We start from the raw sequence: 22,392 nt of genomic DNA on the forward strand, positions 1-22,392 counted from the left end.
GTAATGGAAGGAATGTTGAAATCAAAAGAAAAGCGATACGAATTTATTCGGTTTTGTGTGGTCGGAGTAGTAGCTTCGGGTCTACATTATGGGGCTTACTATCTGTTGCAAACAAAGATTGATGTAAATGTTGCCTATACAGTGGGATATTTGATTAGCTTGATTTGTAATTTCTTTCTCACTTCGTATCTTACTTTCCATAGTTCACCTTCTATCAGGAAGGCCCTGGGTTTCGGAGGAAGTCATCTGATTAACTATTTGATTCATTTGTCTTTTCTGAACCTCTTTTTGTATTTAGGAATTTCAAAGGTATTGGCTCCTGTTTTAGTTTTAGCTATTGCAGTTCCGATAAATTTTATATTACTTCGTTGGGTTTTTAAGCATAAAAATAAGTAAGTGTATGAAAACTGTTTTGTATTATTTTATTTTTTTCTTTTGGTTTATTGCTTCTTTGTTACCGTTGCGATTTCTCTATATATTCTCTGATTTATTGTATTTTCCACTTTATTATTGTGTTCGTTATCGAAGGAAGATTGTTCGGAAAAATCTGATTGAATCTTTCCCTGAAAAGGAGCTGGGGGAGATACAAAGAATAGAGAAAGCATTCTATCATTATTTTTGTGATTATATGGTGGAAACGATTAAGCTGTTTTCTATGAGTGAAAAGCAGATGCGCAGACGGATGACTTTTGGTGGTGTGGAAAAGATAAATGAAATTATTAAAGATAGGGATTGTGTCGTTTATTTGGGACATTATTGTAATTGGGAGTGGGTGGCTTCTTTACCTTTACATTTGGATATTGATAAAGACCTTGTGGTAGGACAGATTTATCACCGATTGGAAAGTCCGGCTTTTGATCAGCTATTCCTGCGAATGCGAAGTCGTTTTCGTGCAGTTAATATAGAGATGTTCATGGCTTTACGTCAATTGGTACGTTATAAACAGCAAAAGAAGCGTTTTATCATTGGCTTTATATCCGATCAGTCTCCCAACTGGAATTTTGTGAATATGTGGACTGACTTTCTGAATCATAAGTCCTCATTCTTTGTTGGTGCAGAAGGCATTGCCAAAGCAACCGATGCTGTAGTCGTGTATATAGATGTACAAAGAGTAAGAAGAGGGTATTATCATGCAGAGTTTATCCTGATGACCGATCAACCCAAATCCTTCCCGAATTATGAAATAACGGTTGATTATGCCCGGCGCCTGGAGGCGACTATTCAGCGAGCTCCTCAATTTTGGTTGTGGAGTCATAATCGGTGGAAAAGGACCTACGAAGAATATCTGAGAAGAAATCAGAAATAATTATTTTACAGCGAGAGGTAATGTTCCATCATTTGCCGGGTTAATATCTCTTGTCCGAAACGAGCAGCATACTCTGTTCCTTTTTCAATCATTTCCTGTTGTAAGGTGGGATTTGCCATGACTCGATCTATGGCATCAGCAAGTTCCTGTTCATTTTCGGGATTTATGTAGATGGAATGGTCTCCACCTGCTTCTTCCAGACAAGAACCTGTAGCTCCGATTACAGGAATTTTACTGTTTAATGCTTCCAGAATAGGAATACCGAATCCCTCAAAAAAGCTTGGATAGATAAATAGAGAGGCCATTTGATAGATAGCAGGGAAATAACGGAACGAAACGTTGTGCAACATCAGGAGTCGATTCGACAGTCCGTTCTCCCGGGCATACTGAAGAACAGTATCCGCATAAGGGGTATGTTTTCCTATCGCTACCAAAGGTAAGTCACAAGAGGCTTTTGTAAGGGCCTTAGCTATTAACAACAGATTTTTGCGGCTTTCAATACTTCCCACATATAAAAGATATTTTTCCGGAAGCCCGTACTGTTTGCGTGCTTCTTCTTTCAAACCGGAGTCTGCCGGGTGGAGAAAACTTTCATCACATCCTTGATAAATCACTTTTATTTTTTCTGCCGGAATATCAAAATAGTGTATAATGTCTCTTTTAGTACATTCGCTTACAGCGATAATACTGTTGGCTATCTGGCAGGCCCGGCGAAATTTATAAGTATATATGTTGCGGTCTATATATGAATAAAAGTTAGGATAGCGAAGGAAAATCAGGTCATGAATCGTAACGATACTTTTGATTTCTTTCAACCGTTCGATCCCTAAAGGGAGTTCGTTGCTAAGCCCGTGGAAAATAGCCGGATGATCGTTTTGCAGCTGTCTTTTGATGCCACTGACACGCCACAATGAAGATAGGCTTTTCCAGATAGCTTTATCGGGATAACAGACAACACAATTCTCTTGCTGTGACAAATTGCCCAATAACTTTGCTTTTCGTTCATTGGGAGTGTATAACAGGTATTTGTTTTCAGGGCAGTAACGGCTTAAACCTTCAATAACAAAGCGGCTGTAATTGCCGAGACCTGTACGGTTTTGTGCTGCTCTTTTGGCATCAAAAGCTATTTTCATTCGTTTTATAATTTCTGGTTTATAGGTTACAAAGGTAAGTGTTTTTGGGTATTTTAATGGCAGAACCAATTAAATATATTAATTTTGTCGCTGTTATACTTGATATTACACCAATATGAAAAAATCTTTTTCTTTCCTTCCTTATATACGAGTGGTGCTTGCTGCACTGTGTAATCTGGCGCTGTCTTATCTTCTTTTTATGATTTGTCGGTTTGTCTTTTTATGGGTCAATTATTCTTATTATTCAGAACTGACAGGCACCGAGTTGATGACTATACTTAAAGGAGGATTGGTTTTTGATACATCTGCTATTGTTTATATCAATGCTTTGTACATCCTTCTGATGTTTTTCCCATTACACTATAAAGAATATAAACGCTATCAGCAAGTGACAAAAGGCGTTTTTGTCTTTACTAATAGTATTGCCTTGATTATGAATCTAATGGATACGGTCTATTTTCAGTTTACCAATCGCCGTACCACTGCTTCCGTTTTCAATGAATTCAGCAATGAGAATAACATAGCGGGTATTATCGGAGTAGAATTGCTGAATCATTGGTATCTGACTTTGCTGGCTGTTGTGTTGATTTATGGCATGTTTAAGTTATACAGAAAGCCTTTTGGAAAATCAGAAAATCTAAATCCGTGGGGGTATTACGGAATACAGTTGGTTTGTCTTGTTGCTGTCATACCTTTTTGCATATTTGGTATGCGTGGCGGCATCGGAGCTGCTGTGCGACCTATTACGGTTAGTAATGCCAACCAATATGTCAATCGTCCCATTGAGACAGGGCTGGTGCTTAATACTCCTTTTGCGATGATACGTACTATTGGTAAAAAGCCGTTTGTAGTACCTGCCTATTATAAAGATGAGGCTGCGATGGAGGCGGTTTATACACCTGTTCATACTCCGGCGGATAGTGTGCAGTTCCGTCCGCTGAATGTGGTGGTATTTATCATGGAGAGTTTCGGAAAGGAATACATTGGTGCTTTAAATAAAGATTTGGATGGGGGAGCTTATAAGGGATATACCCCGTTCCTGGATTCATTGATTTCAGAGAGTCTCACATTTGAATACTCATTTGCCAACGGGCACAAAAGTATTGATGGGATGCCTTCCGTATTGTCCGGTATTCCTATGTTTGTAGAACCTTTTTTCCTGACGCCGGCTTCAATGAATAAAGTATCCGGTATTGGGGGCGAGTTACGTAAAAAGGGATACTATACGGCTTTCTTCCATGGTGCCGAAAATGGTTCAATGGGCTTTGAAGCTTTTTCGCGGGCTACAGGTTTTCAGGATTATTATGGGCGTACAGAATATAATAACGATGATGATTTTGACGGTCGCTGGGCTATCTGGGACGAAGAGTTTTTCCAGTTTTTTGCAGATGAGCTTTCTTCTTTCCGTCAACCTTTTGCAGCTGCTCTTTTTAGTGCTTCTTCCCATCATCCGTTTGTAATACCCAAACGATATACGGGTAAGTTTCCCAAAGGGACATTGCCTATTCATCAGTGTATTGGTTATTCGGATTATGCGTTGAAGCGTTTTTTTGAGAAGGCTTCTCATGAATCCTGGTTCAACAATACGTTGTTTGTGATCACAGCCGATCATACCAATCAAACGGAACATCCCGAATATATGACTGAAAGCGGCACATTTGCTGTACCCGTCATTTTCTATCAGCCGGGTAGTACATTGAAAGGGCATATCGATGCTATAGCCCAGCAAATAGATATAATGCCTACTGTATTGGGATATTTGGGATATGACAAGCCTTACATTTCTTTCGGATGTGATTTGCTTACTACTCCCACCAGTCAGACTTCCGCAGTGAATTATATAGGCGGTGTTTATCAATATCATAAAGGTCGTTATTTGCTTCAGTTTGATGGTAAAGAGTCCGTTGCACTGTATGACTTTGTTTCAGATCGTTTGCTGGAACATAATTTGTTAGGTACTTTACCCGAAATGCAATCTTCTATGGAATCAGAGTTAAAGGCAATAATTCAGCAATATATGACGAGGATGAATACGGATAAGCTGGTGTGTGAGTAAAGTTTATTCGTAGTTTTTGGAGAACTAAAAGACTGCTTGGATCTATAAAAACAGTTCCTTTAATAGAGGAAAAAATGATACATTTCTTGGTTTTGTAAGTCTTTGTAAATCAATAAGATATATGGTTGTGTTTTTCTCTACGAGAAACGGGGCGAAACTCTACGAGAAATGATGTGAAACTCTACGAGGAACGGGGCGAAACTCTACGAGGAACATACCGGGTGTTTATAAGATATTACATTTGCAGAGGATAATAATAAAATTATTTTCTGGGAGATGTGCTGTAAAATATCTTTGTTGTAGTGTTTTATTTATGCTTAATGAAGCGGTAGTATCTTTCAAACAAGGTGGGAGAATAGTTGAATAACCGTATATAAAAAGATGATCTCTGGGGCTTTAATGGATATAAACCTTCCTCTTTAATTTTCTGTATTAACTCTTTTTGGATGGAATGTCCGTCCCTGATACTGCGTTTGAATATCATTATCACTCTGTTTGCAATGTGGTTGTTGAAATAGGATATGATTTTAGGATCATTTTCGTGTTCAAGTCTGAACCTATTGAGTGAACCCATAGCAGTGAGCATATCATAAAAGTTACTTTCTTTGTAGGTATGCATGAATGACTCTTCATTCTGGAAATAGTTGTAGAAAGTCAGGGGATAATATTTAATGCGCTTAGCTATGTAAATAGCTTTGGGAGTGAACTCCTCATCTTCATGTCCGATAGAAAGGAAAGAGAGGTTATTCTCGGTAATGAAAGAGCGACGATATGCATACAATGGAATCATCGGCGGATAATTTTCTCTGATTAGAAACTGTTTGCCGGAGACAATTTTTTCGTCATTCTTATCAATATGATATCCGCCCTTCCGTTGAGTTCCGTTGGGAAGTATATATTGGTAGTTCATTAACATCATATCCAGTTGATTTCCGGACATCTCCTTATAAATTTCCTTTAAACAGTTGGGTATAATGCTATCATCTGCATCTAAGAATAAGAGATATTCTCCTGTTGCTTCTTTTACACCTCTGTTTCGGGATGCACTAAGCCCGCTGTTGGGGGTAGATACATAACGGACAAATGAGTATTGTTTACATAATACATCTAAAAGGCTTTGAGTGTTGTCTGTAGAACCATCATTGATCACAATCGCTTCATAATTATTAGTTGGCATGTCTTGTACAGACAATGACAGGAGACATCTCTCAATATACTTTTGTGCATTGTAAGCTGGTATGATAATAGAAATTTTGATATCCATTATTTGAGGAGTTTGAATTTAAAAAATGCCTTGATAGTTGCTACTATTTTATTATGCAATAAATATTGAGACTTTTTATAATTATGTATCATAGCTTGTCTCCAGAGCTTGTCTTTGTAGAGTTTTACTGATTTATTTCTCAAAAGGCATTCTCTGCAGAAAGTTTCATATTCTTTTATCCATTCTTCCGGGAATGTTTTTCTCTTGCGATGTGCCAACTCGTAATGAAGTTCAATAATATGTTCATTGTAACGAACTCCTAAATCCTCCATCATTTGTTTGTAAACCAGGTAGGCATCTCTTTGCTGTTTATCAAAAGATATGGAGGATATCTGCGAATCAGAGATCTTGTAGTACATCAGGAAATGGGGAATAACATGGAATTTCAGTTTTTTTATGGCATTGGCCCACAAATCATAATCCTCTGCATAGTGATTTTCTTTATATTCAAGCCCGGATTGCTTAAAAGACTGGCGGCGAATGAAAGCTGTGGATTGTTGAAATGCACAGCGCAAGAACATCTCAACAGCTATTTTATCATGTTTTACCGGAAATGTAAATTTACCTGTTATGTCACCTTGTTGGTTGATTAATTTCACAAAACTACCACAGATATCAATGTCCGGATGCTGCTCCATAAAGTTGTATTGCTCTTCTAATCTATTGGGAAACATAATGTCATCCGCATCACAGAATGCAATATAGGTTGATTGTGCGAGTTTAATACCTTTATTCCGGGTACCTCCGGCTCCTAAATTCTTCTCGTTTTTAACAATGTAAATACGAGGATCGGAGAAAGAATTAGCTATTTCTAAAGTATTGTCTTTTGAACAGTCATCAATAAGTATTAGCTCAAAGTCTGTGAAAGTTTGATTAAGAATACTGTCTAAAGTCTCTTTTAGAAAAGAGGCTGCATTATACATTGGAACGATTATACTGACTTTTGAAGTACGGCTATAGGCTGTCGTATCCATTCTTTGCTCGTATTATTTTTTTGTTGAGTGCAAGATTGGAAATTTCCATATTCTTTTCTTCACAGTTTCTTGAATTCAAAGGATGGTGAAGGTGGTAAGCTATTGCTTTAAATTTCACTTTTTTCATCTTAATTCCTGAGTTATGAAGACGGATAGCAAGCTCTATATCCTCGTGTCCCCAGCCGTTAATATCATTATTATAGCCATTCACTGCAATAAAGTCTTTCTTCCAATAAGCCATATTACACCCTTTTACATGTGTTACATCTTCCGATACTCCACTGAATATATTTGCAAGGAAAGGTATTCTGAATGCATTAAACTTATTGTTACTTCTCATTAAATTACTTTTCTGGGGACGAAGCGCATTGCGGTGCAGAAAAAATCTTGTTTTAAATGCATTGATGAGTGTACGGCCACCTCTTATGAAATATCCAGGCTCAGCTATCTCAAGATGATCTGCTATAAAATAGGGATGCAATAATATATCCCCATCAATTTGGATGATGTAATCTCCGGTAGCTGCTTTGACAGCCTTATTCATAATCATCGTTTTCCTAAATCCTTTATCCTCGTGCCAAATGTGTTGTATGGGGATAGGATATTCTGTCTGAAGCTCTTTAATCATATTCTGAGTTTCAATGGTAGAGCCGTCATCCGCTATAACAATTTCGTGCGGATATTGGGTCTGATGCAACACTGTCATAAGGCTAAGTCTTAACGCTTCAGGCCAATTGTAGGTTGAAATGATTAATGAAACTTTCATTGGATATATCTTAATCAGCTTTTGTTTTACTATGTAAAGTAATAAATGCAAAGATAGGGGAAATACTGCATATTTTTGCTCTTTTTTCGGAAAAAGTCTTTTTCTATTAATTATGTCCAACTATATTTGACTATCTTTACCACCTAAATTTACGAAAAGCGGGATATATATATGCAAATCTCTGTTATTATACCAGCTTATAATGCTGTAAAATATTTAAACAGATGTATAGAGTCAGTTGCCAATCAGGATTTACCATATGATTGTTATGAAGCAATTGTAATAAATGATGGTTCAACGGACAACTCCATTGAAATATTGGATTCTTTGTGTGAGAAATATTCATTTTTAAAGTATATTGATGTTGAAAATGCGGGAGTTAGTTGTGCAAGGAATAAGGGAATATTAGAGGCTTGTGGTGAGTATTTGCTTTTTTTGGATGCTGACGATTGCTTCTATCCGAATGTTTTTGAACGTATTTATAAGGAGATGTCTGATGGTAAATTGGATATGATGTTGTTGAATTATAAGCATATTTCTTTGGATGGAAGTTTTTTAGAGCAACCTTATCATATGGAATTAAATGATTCAAATATCATTTCCGGAAGAGAGTTTCTTTTGAGGGATTTTTATCCGGCAATGGTTCCGCTATATGTTTATAAACGCACTTTTCTTATTGCTAATCAATTAAAGATGATTCCTATTAGGCATGAGGATGAAGAGTTCGTGCCAAGAGCTATTTTTTATGCAAACAGAATAAAATATCTACCTTTGTGTTTTTATTCTTATTTCCAAAATAGCGGTTCTTTTATGAATCAGTATTGTGAATCTAATGCACTATATATGGTTGCGGCTATGGTATCGCTGAATAATTTTAAAATTACTGTTAGTAATGATCCAAAGATAGTAGCCTATTTTGATGATCACATTGCTGTGATTATTATGAGATTATTTAAGAATAGCATTCGCTGCGGTGGACGAGGACAGGCTGATATGATAAAAAAAATAAAAGAAGGAGGATTACTCCCTCTTAAACCCCGTAAAACTTCTTTTTATTATTGGATGTTTAATATGTCACCGTTTTTTTTCGAAAGGTATTACCGCTTTATAAAACAAAGACCTAAAAAGTAATGGATAAAAAACGAATTTTGTTTTTACATAACGAATTTCCTAGTGGTGGAGCAGATAGAGTGACTATTGATATTGCTGGTTATATATCTCATTATGGATTTGAAGTATATGTTCTGGCAAGAGAAATACGTGATAAGTTTCTATCCAACATAGTACTTTTGGAGCTGCCGGACAAAGCAAGCGTTAATAGCAAAGAAAATGCAGATGCTATTATTGAGACTTTGAAGCAGTTGAGAATTGATATATTTGTTTTGCCTGTTCAAACATTGTCGCATCTGGCACATATACGGAATAATACTAATTGTAAAATAATATTCGCTTTGCATAGTGTTCCTTTTTGGGAGATTGGGCATGATCTTTACAATAAAAAGAAAAAAGCATGGCATTCATTATTCGGGCGAATAAAGTGGATTTTATTTACTTATCCTAAAACCGTTTGGTTTAAGAAATACTATAAACGTCTTTTGGGCGATTACCGTAGGATATACGAACTGGTGGATGTATATACGGTCTTGTGCGAAGGGTATAAACAGACGCTGATTGATAAAATAGGATTGTCTCCTGAGGAAAATAAGATATCTGTAATTCCTAATTCGGAAAAACGGGTTGAGAATATTAATCCGAATAAAAAGAAACAAATTTTATTTGTAGGGCGTATGACTTATGAAGACAAACGTATAGATCGTTTGATAGATATTTGGGAGCTGATTTATAGAGAAGTACCGGATTGGGAGTTGATTTTGGTTGGCGACGGGGATGAAAAAGTGTTTCTTCAACAGAGAGCGCAAAAAAAACAGTTACAGCGTATCAGCTTTGTAGGATATAGTAGCTGTGTTGATAAATATTATTACAATGCTTCGGTGCTATGCTTGACTTCTAATTATGAAGGATGGCCACTTTGCCTTACCGAAGCTCAGGCAAATGGGGTGATACCTGTTGCTTTTGATTGCGTAGCGGGCATACATGAAATTATATCCCCTTCGGGGGAAAATGGAATACTCGTACCTCCTTTTTCTTTAAAAGAATATGCGCGTTTGTTAATTGACTTATTGAATGACGCTGATAAACTGCAAAAAATGAAAGGGAATGTTATTCGTAAGTCTATGGATTATGCTCCGGAGGTAATTGGTGAAAAATGGCTAAGGCTATTTGAATCATTATTGTTGTCATCGAAAAAAGAATGGAATTAATAAATTAGAAATTGTTTATGATGGTTAACTTATCATCTCCTTTGGTTTCTGTAATTATACCTGTTTATAATAGTGAGCTTTATTTAGAGGCGTGTATTGAAAGCGTGATTGGGCAAAGTTATTCTACACTGGAAATAATAATAGTTAATGATGGCTCTACAGATGATAGTTTTACTATTATGGAGACGTATGCCAAACTTGATGAACGTATTATTATTATAAATAAGAGAAATGGAGGGTTGCCGTCTGCGCGAAAATCAGGGATTGATATTGCTAAAGGGAAATATATTCAACACCTGGATAGCGATGATGTTTTGCTGCCCGGAGCGGTTGAACATTTGGTAGATAAAGCTGAAAATTCCGATGCTGATATTGTTGCAGCACCTTTTTATTTTTGTACATTAGGAAAAGAACCTAAAAGATCTGTATCGATGACTTTTGATACATTATCCGGAATGGAATATTTTAGAGAGATTCTTCAGGGTAGAGGATACTGGAGTGTGTGGGCTAATTTTCAGAAGCGTTCTTTATTCCTTGACCATTCTATAGAGCATGTTCCCGATATTTCTTTAGGTGAAGATGCCATACTGATGGTTCAGCTTCTTTCTTTTGCTCAAAGGGTAGTGACTATCGATATACCTATTTTAAATTATTATGTGCGTCCAAATTCTCTGTCACGTTCGGAGGTAGTAAGTGACAGGATGTATAAAGACCTTAGAGCTTATCCTACTTGGATAGAGCATTATTTACAGAGAAAGGGGTTAATTAGAGAGTTCGAGGAGGATTTAGCGCATTTGCAACTTCAGAATCTTTTTTTGGCAATGTATTGGAAGCGATATGAAGATGCACCTGCAGATCTGAGAAAAGCGGCTAATGATCTAAAAAGAATGCCCGGATTACGGGCTGGGTTGACTAAACGTCAATTAAAGGTTCTATCAGTTTATCAATTGTCAGGTTGGTTAGGTGATTTATATCTATCTTATTATCGTAGTAGAGGGAAAATATAAATAAAATGAAGAGTTTAGATTACGAGATTTATAAGATCCTAACGAAGAGTAAATTAATCTCTTCTAAAGTGGTAGTATTATTGGATGGAGGCATTTGCTCACAAATGCATCAGTATCTGTTAGGACAATGTTTTGTCGATAAAGGGGAGTCTGTTTATTATGATTTATCATTTTTTGAGGATTGGGGAAGTGATCTTAATCAGTGTTTTGTTCGTAATTTTGATTTGTTAAAAGCTTTCCCTCATTTATGTTTGAAAGAGGCTTCCAAGACAATGATTCGTGTTTATAAACGGAAATTTTATTTTTTGGGAAATAAAACAGAAGGCAATTTGAAAATTGACGATTATTCATTTTTGCAATGTACTGCTCCTGTTTATCTGGGAGGCTACTACCAGTTGCCTCCAGAACTTTGGTTAGAAAAATTTCGTCAATTATTTAAGTGGGAGAGTAATATTTTGGATGAACGGAATGAGATATTATGTAATGAAATAGCGGATTGTCCTTCCAGTGTTGCCGTGCATGTGCGAAGAGGGGATTTAAAAGGGGAGGTTTTTGCTTATGGAAAACCTGCAACTTTGAATTATTTTCAGAAAGCAATTCATTTTCTCAATGACAAGTTACAGAATCCTTTTTTTTATTTTTTCTCAGATGAACCGGATTGGGTTGCCAAAGAGCTTGTTTGTGATTTGCCATTGTCAGATAATTATAGTGTTGTTGATATAAACGGTTCTGATAAAGGATATATGGATTTATATCTTATTTCCCACTGTAAACATCAAATCACAAGTAAAGGCACATTGGGGAAATATGGCGCTTTATTGGATGATAATATTGGAAAATATGTAATACTCTGTGACGATGTAACTGAATATAGTTGGAGAAAGCTATTGCAAAATCCTGTCTATCTATAATCTGATTTTATATTTATTATTGTTTTAGTATCTACCTTTGTAGTATGAGTTAGTTTATATTAAATGTATGAAGTAATTTGTACTACAAAAATAAGAGCTAATGTTCATAACTTCTGTCTTGTTTGCAGAATCTTTTATGTGTGTTAATGCTTTGCACACCAAATGAATAACAAAGTTTCCGTAGTGTAAATTTGATCTTAGAAGGTCTTTGCTATTTGTAAATACTCTTTTTAAATGGTTACTTTCTGGGAATATTAAAGATAATTCTTATTTAAAAACAGAATATTCGTATTCTGATAAATATTCCTTCGTAAGTTTAGATGCAATTAGAAATCTGAAATATATTCGTATTAATGATGAGGTGACTCGTCTGACTCATTATTTGTCTGATGAATTTAAAGAGGATTTAAATCGTCTCTCTGCGGATAGGCTTATAGAGAGGTGTGGAACTCATGTTCTAACTGATTTTGTAATTGATGGACGTTATAAATTAATGTTTAGGTCTGTTATTACCAAAACTAGAGACGCTTCTATAAAGAAAGAAACTGTAAACTCAGGATTCAAATCTTCTTTAGGGAAAATGGGGTTTGAGTATAATTTAGACTATGATAAAACAATTGATGAAAGTCTTGTAAAAGAGAACCAATGTAAAGAATTGTATGTGCTGTTTTATGGTGGTAGTGGTACTAATTTGAAGTATGATTTGGAAAAGGGAATGCCTACTAGTGTCGATATACAAGGTTGGGAGAAATCAGTTTCCTTGGGAAACGCTTGCCTTAATGAAATTATTTGGAAAGAAACTTATCCTATTTATAGTTTTATTTCAGATCCCCAAAAGAGAGAGGAAATTAAAACTGCAGTTAAACGATATATAAAATCTGCTCAATTGAATGTTTTGGAGGTGTTACCTTTAAAAACTTATTTTCATGCAGATACGGGCAAGGGGACCAATCATGATACTACTACTTATCCTTATGATGATGATAATAGGGATAATGGATGGGTTTTCTCTCGTTTAGAAGGATTTGTATTAAAAAAGCAAGTGTCTGGAACAATACCTCTATATCAATATTATTCTGATACAGGATTTAATCATTGTACTACAACGATGCCTAATATGCATCTAATCTATTCTGGTTGGGTCATGAATGGTCTTTTGGGGTATGTTTATGAACATTCTACAATGGATACAGAAATATTATATGAATATTATAATGCAGGACAAGGAGATCATTATACATCTACGTTTCCAACATTGGTCCAATCATATCCGGAATATGTTCGTTTTGAGCATACTTCAGGTTATATTTATCCTGCAAATTGACGTAAGATAGAAGACTTTGTAGAAATGAAGGTAAAAAAGTAAGAGGTGGTTGGCTAAGACTACCTCTTACTTTTACTTTTTTAGAATATTTTTACAGGATAAAGTTAGCTGAATTATTGTACATAAGTAAAACTACTGTTTATATACAGTTCTTTTGTAACAGTTCTGCTCTTTCAGTGGATTAAAAACTTGTTGTATATTAGGTAAAACTCTACACCGTTATTACCATTCAGATAATTTGTCAATATGCATATCTTCAAAAAAGATTAAATATTTTCGATAGAACCATTTGTAATAAGTCTCTATTTTTTTTGTTATTTTATTCCCTTTGAATTCTTTTTTTCTGGCTCCCCAGATAGGAAATAGTACTTGAGTTTTCCAACCTTCTTCACCACCATATACTTCGGTACTGGAAATTTGTATACTATCATAGGATTTTACTAGTAAGGAAAAGACACTTTGATCGTGTCGATTCTCTCTGAATCCTGATAAATTAGGAACTTGGGACCTTTTATCGGTAGTTAGATCATAATGATTCATATGTATGTCATACCATCTATCAACGAGTTGTTGTGACATGTCTGTTTTTCTTAGAATGAAGCAGCCGGCCCAAGCCTGGTAACTATCTGTGTATGCTGGATCTTCATATACATTGAAAAATTTGAATAAGTCCCCCTTGGTCCATAGTTTCTCTACATTTCCTTCTTGGCGGAAGTAGAGAATGCCAGTTTTATTTTTTCGGACCATATTAAGATATTCTTTGAATCTTTGCTCACCTCTAATATTGAATATATTACCTACATCTGACCATATAACTATATCATCTACATTGATCTGATCAAATATTTTCTTTACAAAATAGGGCTTCCATTTCCAGTAACCATATCCACGAAGGTGACGGATAGGATGAAATTCTTTTTTGAAATAAGGATCAAAATCCTTTTCTGTATAAAAATAGACTTCGTCTATCATCTTAAAATCTTTCACTTCATTTTTTAAACGATTGATTGATTTCTGAAGCCTGGAGTCTGCAAAACAGATAAAATAAATCTTTGAACTCATTTTGTTTTAGATTTGAAAATGTGAAGATATATATTTTTAGATTATGATACCAAATAATTTCGTATTGTTTTGAAGTATTTGTTATTATGGAGACTTTACAGACAATTTATGAAGGACTTTACATTAATTTATAAGGAAACGGTTTTTACTAAAAGAAATATCTCCTATCTTTGCACCCTAATTCATTTAATGACAAACTAATGAAGGAATTCTTTCAACTCATGCGCCGATTCGTGGCGCCTTACAAGAAATATTTAGGATGGGCTATATTGTTGAATATACTGTCTGCTGTACTTAATGTTTTCTCATTTACATTGATTATTCCGATTTTACAAATTCTGTTTAAGATGGATAATAAAGTTTATGAGTTTATTCCTTGGGATGCGAGTGTAGGATTGAAAGAAAAGGTGGTGAATAACTTCTATTTTTTTGTGACGGATATGATCACTATAAATGGGGCTTCATTGACACTACTTTTTTTAGGATTGTTTCTTGCCTTCATGACGCTGTTGAAAACGTCCTGTTATTTTGCTTCTTCAGCTGTAATGGTCCCGTTACGTACAGGTGTAGTTCGTGATATTCGCATAATGGTATACTCAAAAGTGATGTCGTTGCCATTGGGGTTCTTTTCCGAAGAACGCAAGGGAGATATTATTGCTCGTATGAGTGGAGATGTTGGTGAAGTAGAGAATTCTATCACCAGTTCGTTGGATATGTTGATTAAGAATCCAATTTTGATTCTTTTCTATTTTGGAACATTGATTATTACGAGTTGGCAGTTGACTTTGTTTACAATACTTGTATTGCCTGGTATGGGATGGGTGATGGGAGTTGTCGGAAAGAAATTGAAACGCCAGTCTTTGGAGGCGCAGGCAAAATGGAGTGATACCATGTCGCAGCTGGAAGAAACTTTGGGAGGACTCCGTATTATTAAAGCTTTTATTGCGGAGAAGAAAATGGTGGATCGTTTTACAAAGTGCAGTAACGAATATCGGGATGCTACAAATCGTGTTGCTATCAGACAATCATTGGCTCATCCGATGAGTGAATTTTTGGGTACATTGTTGATTGTAATAGTGTTGTGGTTTGGAGGATCGTTAATCTTAGGAAATAATTCGACAATAGATGCTCCTTCTTTCATCTTTTATATGGTAATTCTCTATAGCGTAATTAATCCATTAAAGGAATTCTCAAAGGCGGGCTATAATATACCAAAGGGATTGGCCTCTATGGAGCGCGTAGATAAGATATTGAAAGCAGAAAACAAAATAAAGGAATCTCCGAATCCGAAGCCGTTGAATGGATTGAATGATAAGATAGAGTTTCAACATATCACATTCAGTTATGACGAAAAAAGAGAGGTACTGAAGGATGTCAGTATAACAATACCAAAAGGAAAAACAATCGCTTTAGTTGGACAATCCGGATCCGGTAAGTCTACACTGGTTGATTTGTTGCCTCGCTATCATGATGTACAAGGCGGAGATATAAAAATTGATGGTACCAGTATTAAAGATGTACGTATATCTGATTTACGTGGTTTGATTGGAAATGTGAATCAGGATGCTATCCTTTTCAATGATACTTTCTTCAATAACATTGCTTTCGGTGTGGAAAATGCAACTATGGAACAAGTGATAGAGGCTGCTAAGATTGCTAATGCCCATGATTTTATCATGGAAAAGGAAGATGGATATAACACTAATATCGGAGACCGTGGTGGTAAACTATCCGGAGGGCAGCGTCAACGTATCAGTATAGCTCGGGCTATATTGAAAAATCCACCGATTCTGATTCTTGATGAAGCAACTTCTGCTCTTGATACAGAATCTGAACGTCTGGTACAGGAAGCTCTTGAAAGATTAATGAAAACACGTACGACGATTGCTATTGCCCATCGGCTTTCGACAATAAAGAATGCAGATGAAATTTGCGTACTTTATGAAGGAGAGATTGTAGAACGCGGTAAGCATGAAGAGTTATTGGAAATGAACGGATACTATAAGCGGCTGAATGATATGCAATCTCTTTGATAGATGGTAAAATGAAATACGGCAGATATATTGGATGGACAGGTTGTTTGGTGATGCTTCTCATAGCAACTACAACGGTCCGGGCACAAGTGGAGGAGAAAGTATGTAAGACTGATTACAAGATTAATCCTGAACGTGTAGGAGAGTTGTCGGTAGAACTGGATAATATCAGTTTTTTTAAAGATAACGAGTATGCCGGTACTGTGATGAAAGGATATTCGTTGCCGGGTATGTGGCTGGAACCTAAAGTTGTCTATTATCCGCTGAAAAATATGAAACTGGAGTTGGGAGCACATGCATTGATTTATAGCGGTGCTTATAAATTTCCCAATTATGCCTATCATGATATAGCTACCTGGAAAGGAAATCAATACCAACGTGGAACGCATATCTTGCCTTATTTCAGAGCGCAGTTGGCTTTGTCTCATGTGAATCTTATCCTAGGAGATATTTACGGTGGCTCTAATCATGGTCTGATTGCTCCTCTTTACAGTCCGGAGTTAAATCTGACCGCTGATCCGGAGATGGGATTACAATTTCTATATGATTCCCGGCATTTACATCTGGATGCATGGGTCAACTGGCTGAGTTATATTTTTGAAGAAGATACCCACCAGGAAGCATTTATAGTAGGGTTGTCTTCGCTTATAAAATACAATGATCCTAAGGCTCGTTTTCATTATTATACTCCTGTACAAATGACTATTCAGCATCGTGGAGGAGAACAGGATACAATCTATACTAATTCGGTACAAACATTGATGAATGGTTCTGTTGGAGCCGGAGTAACCTGGAACGTAAATCGCCCGGTGCTGAAACGAGTGAATGTAGAAGTGGATGCAGTAGCCTATTATCAGCAGGCGGGACATTTATGGCCTTTTGATAAAGGAGTAGGGCTATACGCTGCTGCTTACACTGATCTTAAAGACATACGTGTGAAAGGTGGGTATTTTATGTCAAAGGATTTTATCTCTTTGCTTGGTATTCCTTATTTTGGCTCTGTTTCCACGAAAGAAGAGGGGGCGTTTTATAATGATCCGCAAACTCTTTTCCTTTCTGTAGAATATTCTCGCTCATTTGGTAAGCACTATGCTCTTGGCGCTAAAGCAGATATTTATCAGTATTTGCCTGGTACCATGACTAAAGCAGATGGGGAAGTGATAAAGCCGGGTAGTGCCACCAGTTTTTCTTTTGGTGTTTATCTGCGTGTGAATCCGAGTTTTCTGATAAAGAAGTTCAAGTAGTTTATTTTCTTCCGAAGTCAGCGGGAATTTCGCCCCATTCTTTGGTTTCCCACTTCAGAATAGGGGTAGAATAGGTGTTTTCTTTCAACCACTTCTCAGCACGTTCTATTAATAAAAAAAGCTGTTCCGTTTCAGCGGTGCGTGGTAATTTGGTTTTGCATCTCTTTTGTTTTACCCAACTAATAGCGTTCACACTGTCACTGTAGACGGGCATATCGAATCCTTTTTGTTTCAGTAGGGCAAGTCCATGTACTAATGCTAGGAATTCACCTATATTATTTGTACCTTTCATTGGGCCAAAGTGAAATATTTCCTGCTGGCTGGCTACATGTACTCCGCGATACTCCATCGGACCGGGATTACCACTGCAGGCTGCATCTACAGCAAGGCTATTCTCTATTACAGCAGCAGGCAACGTGTGTGAGGTAGGTTTATTTCCTTTTTTGTTTGTGGCATTTTTACCAATATATGCGTAGGGAGATGATGCGAGAGCACGTTCTGCTTCTTCTCGGCTGTCAAATGACTTATATTTGGCTCCTTCGTATCCTTTAATTTGTAGTTGGCAGTCAGTCCAGGAAGAATAAATGCCTGGAGTTACGCCTTCCCATACCACATAAAATTTTTGCTTTGCCATTCATCTTTTTGTTTATTCGGGCGGTAAAGTTACAAATATATTTTAGTAAGTACTGTATCCTAGTTAAATGAACCTATCATTGAAACTCAGATTATCGCAAATTCACGCAAAAAATATCGTCTCTCAAGTACAGCAAACCTTCTAATTTGCGAAAATCTGCGATCATTTGCATTTTAATAAAACGTTGTCATAGTATGAATTAAATTTGAAGTACTACTTATCGAACAAGTTTTCAAGATCAGTTGTTCTCTATATAATAGATTAATAAACCCAAAGAAAGGAGACTATGATGCAGAAATCATTTAAAGATGTCCTGAAACACAGGAGAAGTTATTATTCAATCACAAACCAGTCACCTATTTCTGACGAAGAGATAGAACGTATTATAAATTTTGCGGTAACCCACGTACCATCAGCTTTTAATTCTCAGTCGACCCGCGTCGTATTACTCTTGGGTGAGAATCATAAGAAACTATGGGAAATAGTGAAAGATGCTATACGGAAGATTGTAACTCCGGAGGCTTTTAAAAATACAGAATCAAAGATTGATAATTGTTTTGAAAGTGGTTATGGTACTGTATTGTTCTTTGAAGATCAATATGTTGTGCAAACGCTGCAGGATACATTTGTCAGTTATAAAGATAATTTTCCTGGGTGGTCTTTACAAACATCGGCCATGCATCAGTTAGCGATCTGGAGTATGTTGGAAGATGCAGGTTTCGGTGCTTCTTTGCAACATTACAATCCTCTGATTGATGAGGAAGTGCGTCGTACCTGGGAATTACCGGCTAGTTGGCATCTGATTGCTGAAATGCCATTTGGTATGCCGGTTGGAGAACCGGGTGATAAAGAATTTAAAGCACTCTCTGAAAGAGTGAAAGTATTTAAGTAGTTCCGTAGTAAGAAATGAATTACTTTTAATCCTAAAATATTGGCAATATTCCTATGAATATTTTAATGGAGATTTAGAAAGATAACTTCTTAATCTCCATTTGTTTGTTTGGACAATTTGGACATAAATAATTAATTGGATCAGGAAGTGAATACTTTTTTAATCCATGGAAACAACATCATTTTTCATCATGTTTTTAGCCCGAAAATAACTGCGGTAATTACTGAATCCTGCATGAATAACAATCTCCATCGAAGATATTTTTTGCTTTTTTTGTACAGCTTCCGACTGTAATCTTTCTACTTCCTTCAACCGGTAATTATTGATGAAACGATTGAAGTTCATGCCATATTCTCGGTTGATGAAAGCCGATATATAAGTCCTGTTGGACAAAAGGTCCTTAGCCATATCGGTTATTTTGAATTCCGGATTTAGATAAGGTTTCTTATTCTCTAAATACATTTCGATCCGCTGTCGTCCTAATTGCGCATAATTTCCCGATGCGGTCATTTCCTTTTCTTTGGCAGTAACAGGCTCGATAATCACATAATTCTCTGAAAGGATATTTAGGCATAGTACGATATGGGTAAAGACTGGCGGCAATGCTGTAAATGCCCAAATACCTCCCAAATTATTGAATAGTCCGATGCCTAATATCAATCCGGCTATCGGCAAGGTTTGCAGCACGACCCTGAACAGGATGATAAAGGACAGCCAATCCAGCGACATCCGATAAATATCGGCGGAATAATCGGTTACCTGACGTTTATACGATTTTATGCGGAGCAGGCTCAGTACGGAGTATAAAATGCTCAGCAAAATACAGACGATAAACATGATGTCGATGATCGTTGTCAGGCTTGCTTCGTTATCATAAATAGCAGTCCATCGTTGTTGGAACGGCACAATAAAGGCAATCATGCAGATGGTTACGGTCAAACACGACGGAAGGATAAAATGGTATGTCGGGAAACGTTTCCGTTCGCCTATTCCCGTAATAATATAGGTGATCAGATATAGGAATACGGGAATAAAGCTGAACGAGGAAAAGAAAACAGGTAGATATGTTATGAAAGCGTCGTGGGCGACGGAATGCATAACCAGTCCGCTCCAGTACAGCATTATCAGGCAATATACGGTGATCATACTGTAATGTATCTTCCTGTTGACCGTATTGGAAGAGCGAGTTGTGTCAAGCAAAATCATGATCAGGCTGACTGCAGCGCTTACTACGGGTATTGAGAAAGCTATTGCACGTTCGATATCTTGATTCATCCTTTTTTATTTATTTGTGGTTCCTTGTGAGACTGTTCTTTATATATATTTTCCAATTGAATTGCACGTTGGAAATGTCTGAAGTCCTTGAATCCCGCCATGGCCATTACCTGATACAGATTTTTACGTTCGTTCGAAGGATCTTCCATCTGAATCTGGTACTCCCTGATTCGGCACTGGTTCAGGTAACGCTTGAAATTTATTCCGTAAGTTTGATTGACAAAATTGGACATGATGGTACGGTTCACTCCCATTGCCTCGGCCATGTCAGTCAGTTTGAAATTGGGGTTGAGGTATGGTTTTTGTTGGGACATATAGTTTTCGAACGTTCTCCTGCTCAATTGTTCGTGTGCGTTGTCTGGCTCAAGGTGCTGTTTGGCATTCAAACTGTTGTTACCCGTTTTCTTTTCGTTGACCGGAAACAAATCGGAGGTTTTGTAAGAGAGATATTGCCTGCAGATAACCTGGTATGTAAGCAAGATCTCCTGAGCCATAATGCATAACGCATTCAGCCGGATAAGCCATTGGCTTGCGCCAACCAACGAAGGTAAAAAAGCGATGAGCAATATAGCGATGGAAAGTATGAAAAATACGATGATCCAACGCGATGATATTATTCTGAGATATTTTCGATCCGTGTCGGCCTTTAGAAGTACCGTCTGCTTATAATACCGCGACAACAGCAGGCCGGTCGGAACGATATAGGCTACCGCTGGGATAAACCGCAGTAAAAGGCCGGATATAAAAAGCTCCGTATATCGTTCGAGTAACAATAATCCGGTAGAAAATCCTTCTTCGGGAGGCGATATCCAGACTGACGCTATCAGGATAATTGCCAATGTAGGAATCGGCCAAAGGTAATTCTGTATGGGAAAATTCCTTTTGTTTCCTAAATAGGTCAGGTAATAAACGATATTGTAGAACAATATGGGAATATAAATATATGACAGGGCAAAAGGAATATCTACCGGGAGGAATACCGGATCGTCAGAGAGTACGTGCCATAAAAAGGATGACCACCATACGGCTATCAGGGTACAATAAATACTCACGACCCGTCTTAATTTCCTTTCGGCAAGATTACGATAATTCCATATTAATAATAAGGCAAAGACCGAACAGATGGCCGAACAAAATATCGGTAAAATATAGGTCATCAAGTTGCTGTATGTGACAAATGCTCCCATATTAATTGAATTCAAATTCTTCTTCTCTAAAGTGTATTTCTGCTGACTTTTCCCGGTACACTAAAATTACTTGGGTAGATAGTCATAGACTCACTGGCATTATACAATACAAAGATAGCTCGATTTACTATACTTTTTGCATTACTACTGTTAATAATGGCTTCGTACGCTTCAAGAATGAGTCAGGATTTGATGATTTGACATGCCTGTTACAAAATTGCAGCTTGCGTACAATGCTTATTACGATTTTGCCAATATGATTAATATCTGATTTATACGTTTTGGCATTATGCGAAAACAAATACATCGTTTCTTTGTGCAGAACAAAAAAGACGGAGACTGTCTATCCGAGGACTGTTTGTGAAATTTGGAACGCAATAATTAACTATAACCATAAACTATGGACAATGGAATTATAAGACGAATATTTGTTCTGGTGGTAGTTGCCATCACCGGTATTACGCAGGGTGTCAAAGCCCAGGATATGGCTGTCAAGAGTAATGTTCTGGCGGATGCTTTTTTGAATCCGAATTTGGGAATAGAGATCGGACTTGCACCTAAATGGACTTTAGACGTTACGGGACAGTTTAATGCGTGGACGCTCTCGCACGATCGGCGCTGGAAACACTGGGCTGTGCAACCTGAAGTCAGATACTGGTTCTGCGACCGCTTCTCGGGGCACTTTGTGGGTACTCATATTCATGGCGGACAATATAATATAGGAGGTTTTGATGGAAAAATCAACTTCCTTGGCACGGGTGCTCGCAGATTGAAGGATACCCGTTATCAGGGCTGGTTTATCGGTACAGGCATAGCTTATGGATATGCATGGATACTGGGGCGGCATTGGAACCTTGAGGCGGAAATAGGTTTTGGTTATTCCTATACACGCTATGACCGCTTCCAGTGTGCCGGGTGTGGCAAGAGGATAGAAACGGACAAGTCGCACCATTACGTGGGGCCGACGAAAGTGGCAATCAACCTTGTTTATATATTTTAATTG

Annotated in this window: 20 protein-coding genes; 12 read left to right on the forward strand and 8 right to left on the reverse strand. The window is 37.0% G+C overall.

The features are described from left to right. The first annotated feature begins 12 nt into the window (after window positions 1–12). A complete protein-coding gene (locus ACESQI_RS00800; protein ID WP_044166362.1) occupies window positions 13–396 on the forward strand; it encodes a GtrA family protein in 384 nt (127 codons plus the stop codon). A gap of 4 nt (window positions 397–400) precedes the next feature. After that, on the forward strand, window positions 401–1,306 hold the full coding sequence (locus ACESQI_RS00805; protein ID WP_007483373.1) for a lysophospholipid acyltransferase family protein: 906 nt from the start codon (window positions 401–403) through the stop codon (window positions 1,304–1,306). A gap of 5 nt (window positions 1,307–1,311) precedes the next feature. Here ACESQI_RS00805 and ACESQI_RS00810 read toward each other — a convergent pair whose 3' ends face one another. Continuing rightward, window positions 1,312–2,439, reverse strand: a complete 1,128-nt coding sequence (locus tag ACESQI_RS00810; RefSeq protein ID WP_007483374.1) for a glycosyltransferase family 1 protein — start codon at window positions 2,437–2,439, stop codon at window positions 1,312–1,314. 115 nt (window positions 2,440–2,554) lie between these two features. Here ACESQI_RS00810 and ACESQI_RS00815 point away from each other — a divergent pair, with 115 nt between their 5' ends. Next, window positions 2,555–4,495, forward strand: a complete 1,941-nt coding sequence (locus tag ACESQI_RS00815; RefSeq protein ID WP_256142149.1) for an LTA synthase family protein — start codon at window positions 2,555–2,557, stop codon at window positions 4,493–4,495. A 307-nt stretch (window positions 4,496–4,802) separates the two neighbouring features. Here ACESQI_RS00815 and ACESQI_RS00820 read toward each other — a convergent pair whose 3' ends face one another. From ACESQI_RS00820 to ACESQI_RS00830, 3 genes are read right to left on the reverse strand one after another with little or no spacing between them, the layout of a single operon-like run. Further along, complete coding sequence (locus ACESQI_RS00820; protein WP_373125350.1) at window positions 4,803–5,759, reverse strand: glycosyltransferase family 2 protein; 957 nt, start codon at window positions 5,757–5,759, stop codon at window positions 4,803–4,805. Then, entirely contained in the window at window positions 5,759–6,733 is a 975-nt protein-coding gene (locus tag ACESQI_RS00825; protein WP_320969684.1) for a glycosyltransferase family A protein, read from the reverse strand. Before ACESQI_RS00825 ends, ACESQI_RS00820 begins: the two co-directional genes overlap by 1 nt. Further along, the gene (locus ACESQI_RS00830) at window positions 6,714–7,499 is read right to left on the reverse strand and encodes a glycosyltransferase (RefSeq protein ID WP_081504711.1); all 786 of its coding nucleotides are present in this window, start codon (window positions 7,497–7,499) and stop codon (window positions 6,714–6,716) included. Before ACESQI_RS00830 ends, ACESQI_RS00825 begins: the two co-directional genes overlap by 20 nt. A gap of 171 nt (window positions 7,500–7,670) precedes the next feature. Here ACESQI_RS00830 and ACESQI_RS00835 point away from each other — a divergent pair, with 171 nt between their 5' ends. From ACESQI_RS00835 to ACESQI_RS00855, 5 genes are all read left to right on the forward strand, one after another. Next, the gene (locus ACESQI_RS00835; protein ID WP_373125351.1) at window positions 7,671–8,630 is read left to right on the forward strand and encodes a glycosyltransferase; all 960 of its coding nucleotides are present in this window, start codon (window positions 7,671–7,673) and stop codon (window positions 8,628–8,630) included. Further along, window positions 8,630–9,820 (forward strand): glycosyltransferase, encoded by a 1,191-nt coding sequence (locus ACESQI_RS00840; RefSeq protein ID WP_373125352.1) that lies wholly within the window; start codon window positions 8,630–8,632, stop codon window positions 9,818–9,820. The genes ACESQI_RS00835 and ACESQI_RS00840 overlap by 1 nt, the downstream gene beginning before the upstream one ends. A 17-nt stretch (window positions 9,821–9,837) precedes the next feature. Beyond that, window positions 9,838–10,827 carry a glycosyltransferase family 2 protein gene (locus tag ACESQI_RS00845; RefSeq protein ID WP_373125353.1) on the forward strand — a complete coding sequence of 330 codons (990 nt, stop codon included), beginning with the start codon at window positions 9,838–9,840 and terminating at the stop codon, window positions 10,825–10,827. A 5-nt stretch (window positions 10,828–10,832) separates the two neighbouring features. Beyond that, a complete protein-coding gene (locus ACESQI_RS00850; protein ID WP_195570550.1) occupies window positions 10,833–11,738 on the forward strand; it encodes an alpha-1,2-fucosyltransferase in 906 nt (301 codons plus the stop codon). 208 nt (window positions 11,739–11,946) lie between these two features. Continuing rightward, entirely contained in the window at window positions 11,947–13,062 is a 1,116-nt protein-coding gene (locus tag ACESQI_RS00855) for an MAC/perforin domain-containing protein (protein ID WP_373125354.1), read from the forward strand. A 222-nt stretch (window positions 13,063–13,284) separates the two neighbouring features. Here ACESQI_RS00855 and ACESQI_RS00860 read toward each other — a convergent pair whose 3' ends face one another. Further along, window positions 13,285–14,124 (reverse strand): hypothetical protein, encoded by an 840-nt coding sequence (locus ACESQI_RS00860; RefSeq protein ID WP_373125355.1) that lies wholly within the window; start codon window positions 14,122–14,124, stop codon window positions 13,285–13,287. A 200-nt stretch (window positions 14,125–14,324) separates the two neighbouring features. Here ACESQI_RS00860 and ACESQI_RS00865 point away from each other — a divergent pair, with 200 nt between their 5' ends. Further along, on the forward strand, window positions 14,325–16,157 hold the full coding sequence (locus ACESQI_RS00865; protein ID WP_007483383.1) for an ABC transporter ATP-binding protein: 1,833 nt from the start codon (window positions 14,325–14,327) through the stop codon (window positions 16,155–16,157). An 11-nt stretch (window positions 16,158–16,168) separates the two neighbouring features. Further along, window positions 16,169–17,401 (forward strand): hypothetical protein, encoded by a 1,233-nt coding sequence (locus tag ACESQI_RS00870; RefSeq protein ID WP_373125356.1) that lies wholly within the window; start codon window positions 16,169–16,171, stop codon window positions 17,399–17,401. Window position 17,402: 1 nt separating this feature from the next. On the opposite strand, the gene ACESQI_RS00875 is transcribed toward ACESQI_RS00870, so the two are convergent. Continuing rightward, window positions 17,403–18,035 (reverse strand): viroplasmin family protein, encoded by a 633-nt coding sequence (locus ACESQI_RS00875; RefSeq protein WP_007483384.1) that lies wholly within the window; start codon window positions 18,033–18,035, stop codon window positions 17,403–17,405. 289 nt (window positions 18,036–18,324) lie between these two features. Between ACESQI_RS00875 and ACESQI_RS00880 the strand changes: the two genes are divergently transcribed. Next, window positions 18,325–18,927 carry a nitroreductase family protein gene (locus tag ACESQI_RS00880; protein ID WP_122201262.1) on the forward strand — a complete coding sequence of 201 codons (603 nt, stop codon included), beginning with the start codon at window positions 18,325–18,327 and terminating at the stop codon, window positions 18,925–18,927. Window positions 18,928–19,086: 159 nt separating this feature from the next. On the opposite strand, the gene ACESQI_RS00885 is transcribed toward ACESQI_RS00880, so the two are convergent. Together ACESQI_RS00885 and ACESQI_RS00890 are read right to left on the reverse strand one after the other, a co-directional pair. Continuing rightward, window positions 19,087–20,202, reverse strand: a complete 1,116-nt coding sequence (locus tag ACESQI_RS00885) for an AraC family transcriptional regulator (protein ID WP_373125357.1) — start codon at window positions 20,200–20,202, stop codon at window positions 19,087–19,089. Beyond that, window positions 20,199–21,389 (reverse strand): AraC family transcriptional regulator, encoded by a 1,191-nt coding sequence (locus ACESQI_RS00890; RefSeq protein WP_373125358.1) that lies wholly within the window; start codon window positions 21,387–21,389, stop codon window positions 20,199–20,201. The genes ACESQI_RS00885 and ACESQI_RS00890 overlap by 4 nt, the downstream gene beginning before the upstream one ends. A gap of 400 nt (window positions 21,390–21,789) precedes the next feature. On the opposite strand from ACESQI_RS00890, the gene ACESQI_RS00895 reads away from it, so the two are divergent. Further along, entirely contained in the window at window positions 21,790–22,389 is a 600-nt protein-coding gene (locus ACESQI_RS00895; protein WP_373125359.1) for a DUF3575 domain-containing protein, read from the forward strand. Window positions 22,390–22,392: the final 3 nt, after the last annotated feature.

The organism is Bacteroides sp. HPS0048 (assembly GCF_964240755.1).
GTDB lineage: Bacteria > Bacteroidota > Bacteroidia > Bacteroidales > Bacteroidaceae > Bacteroides > Bacteroides nordii.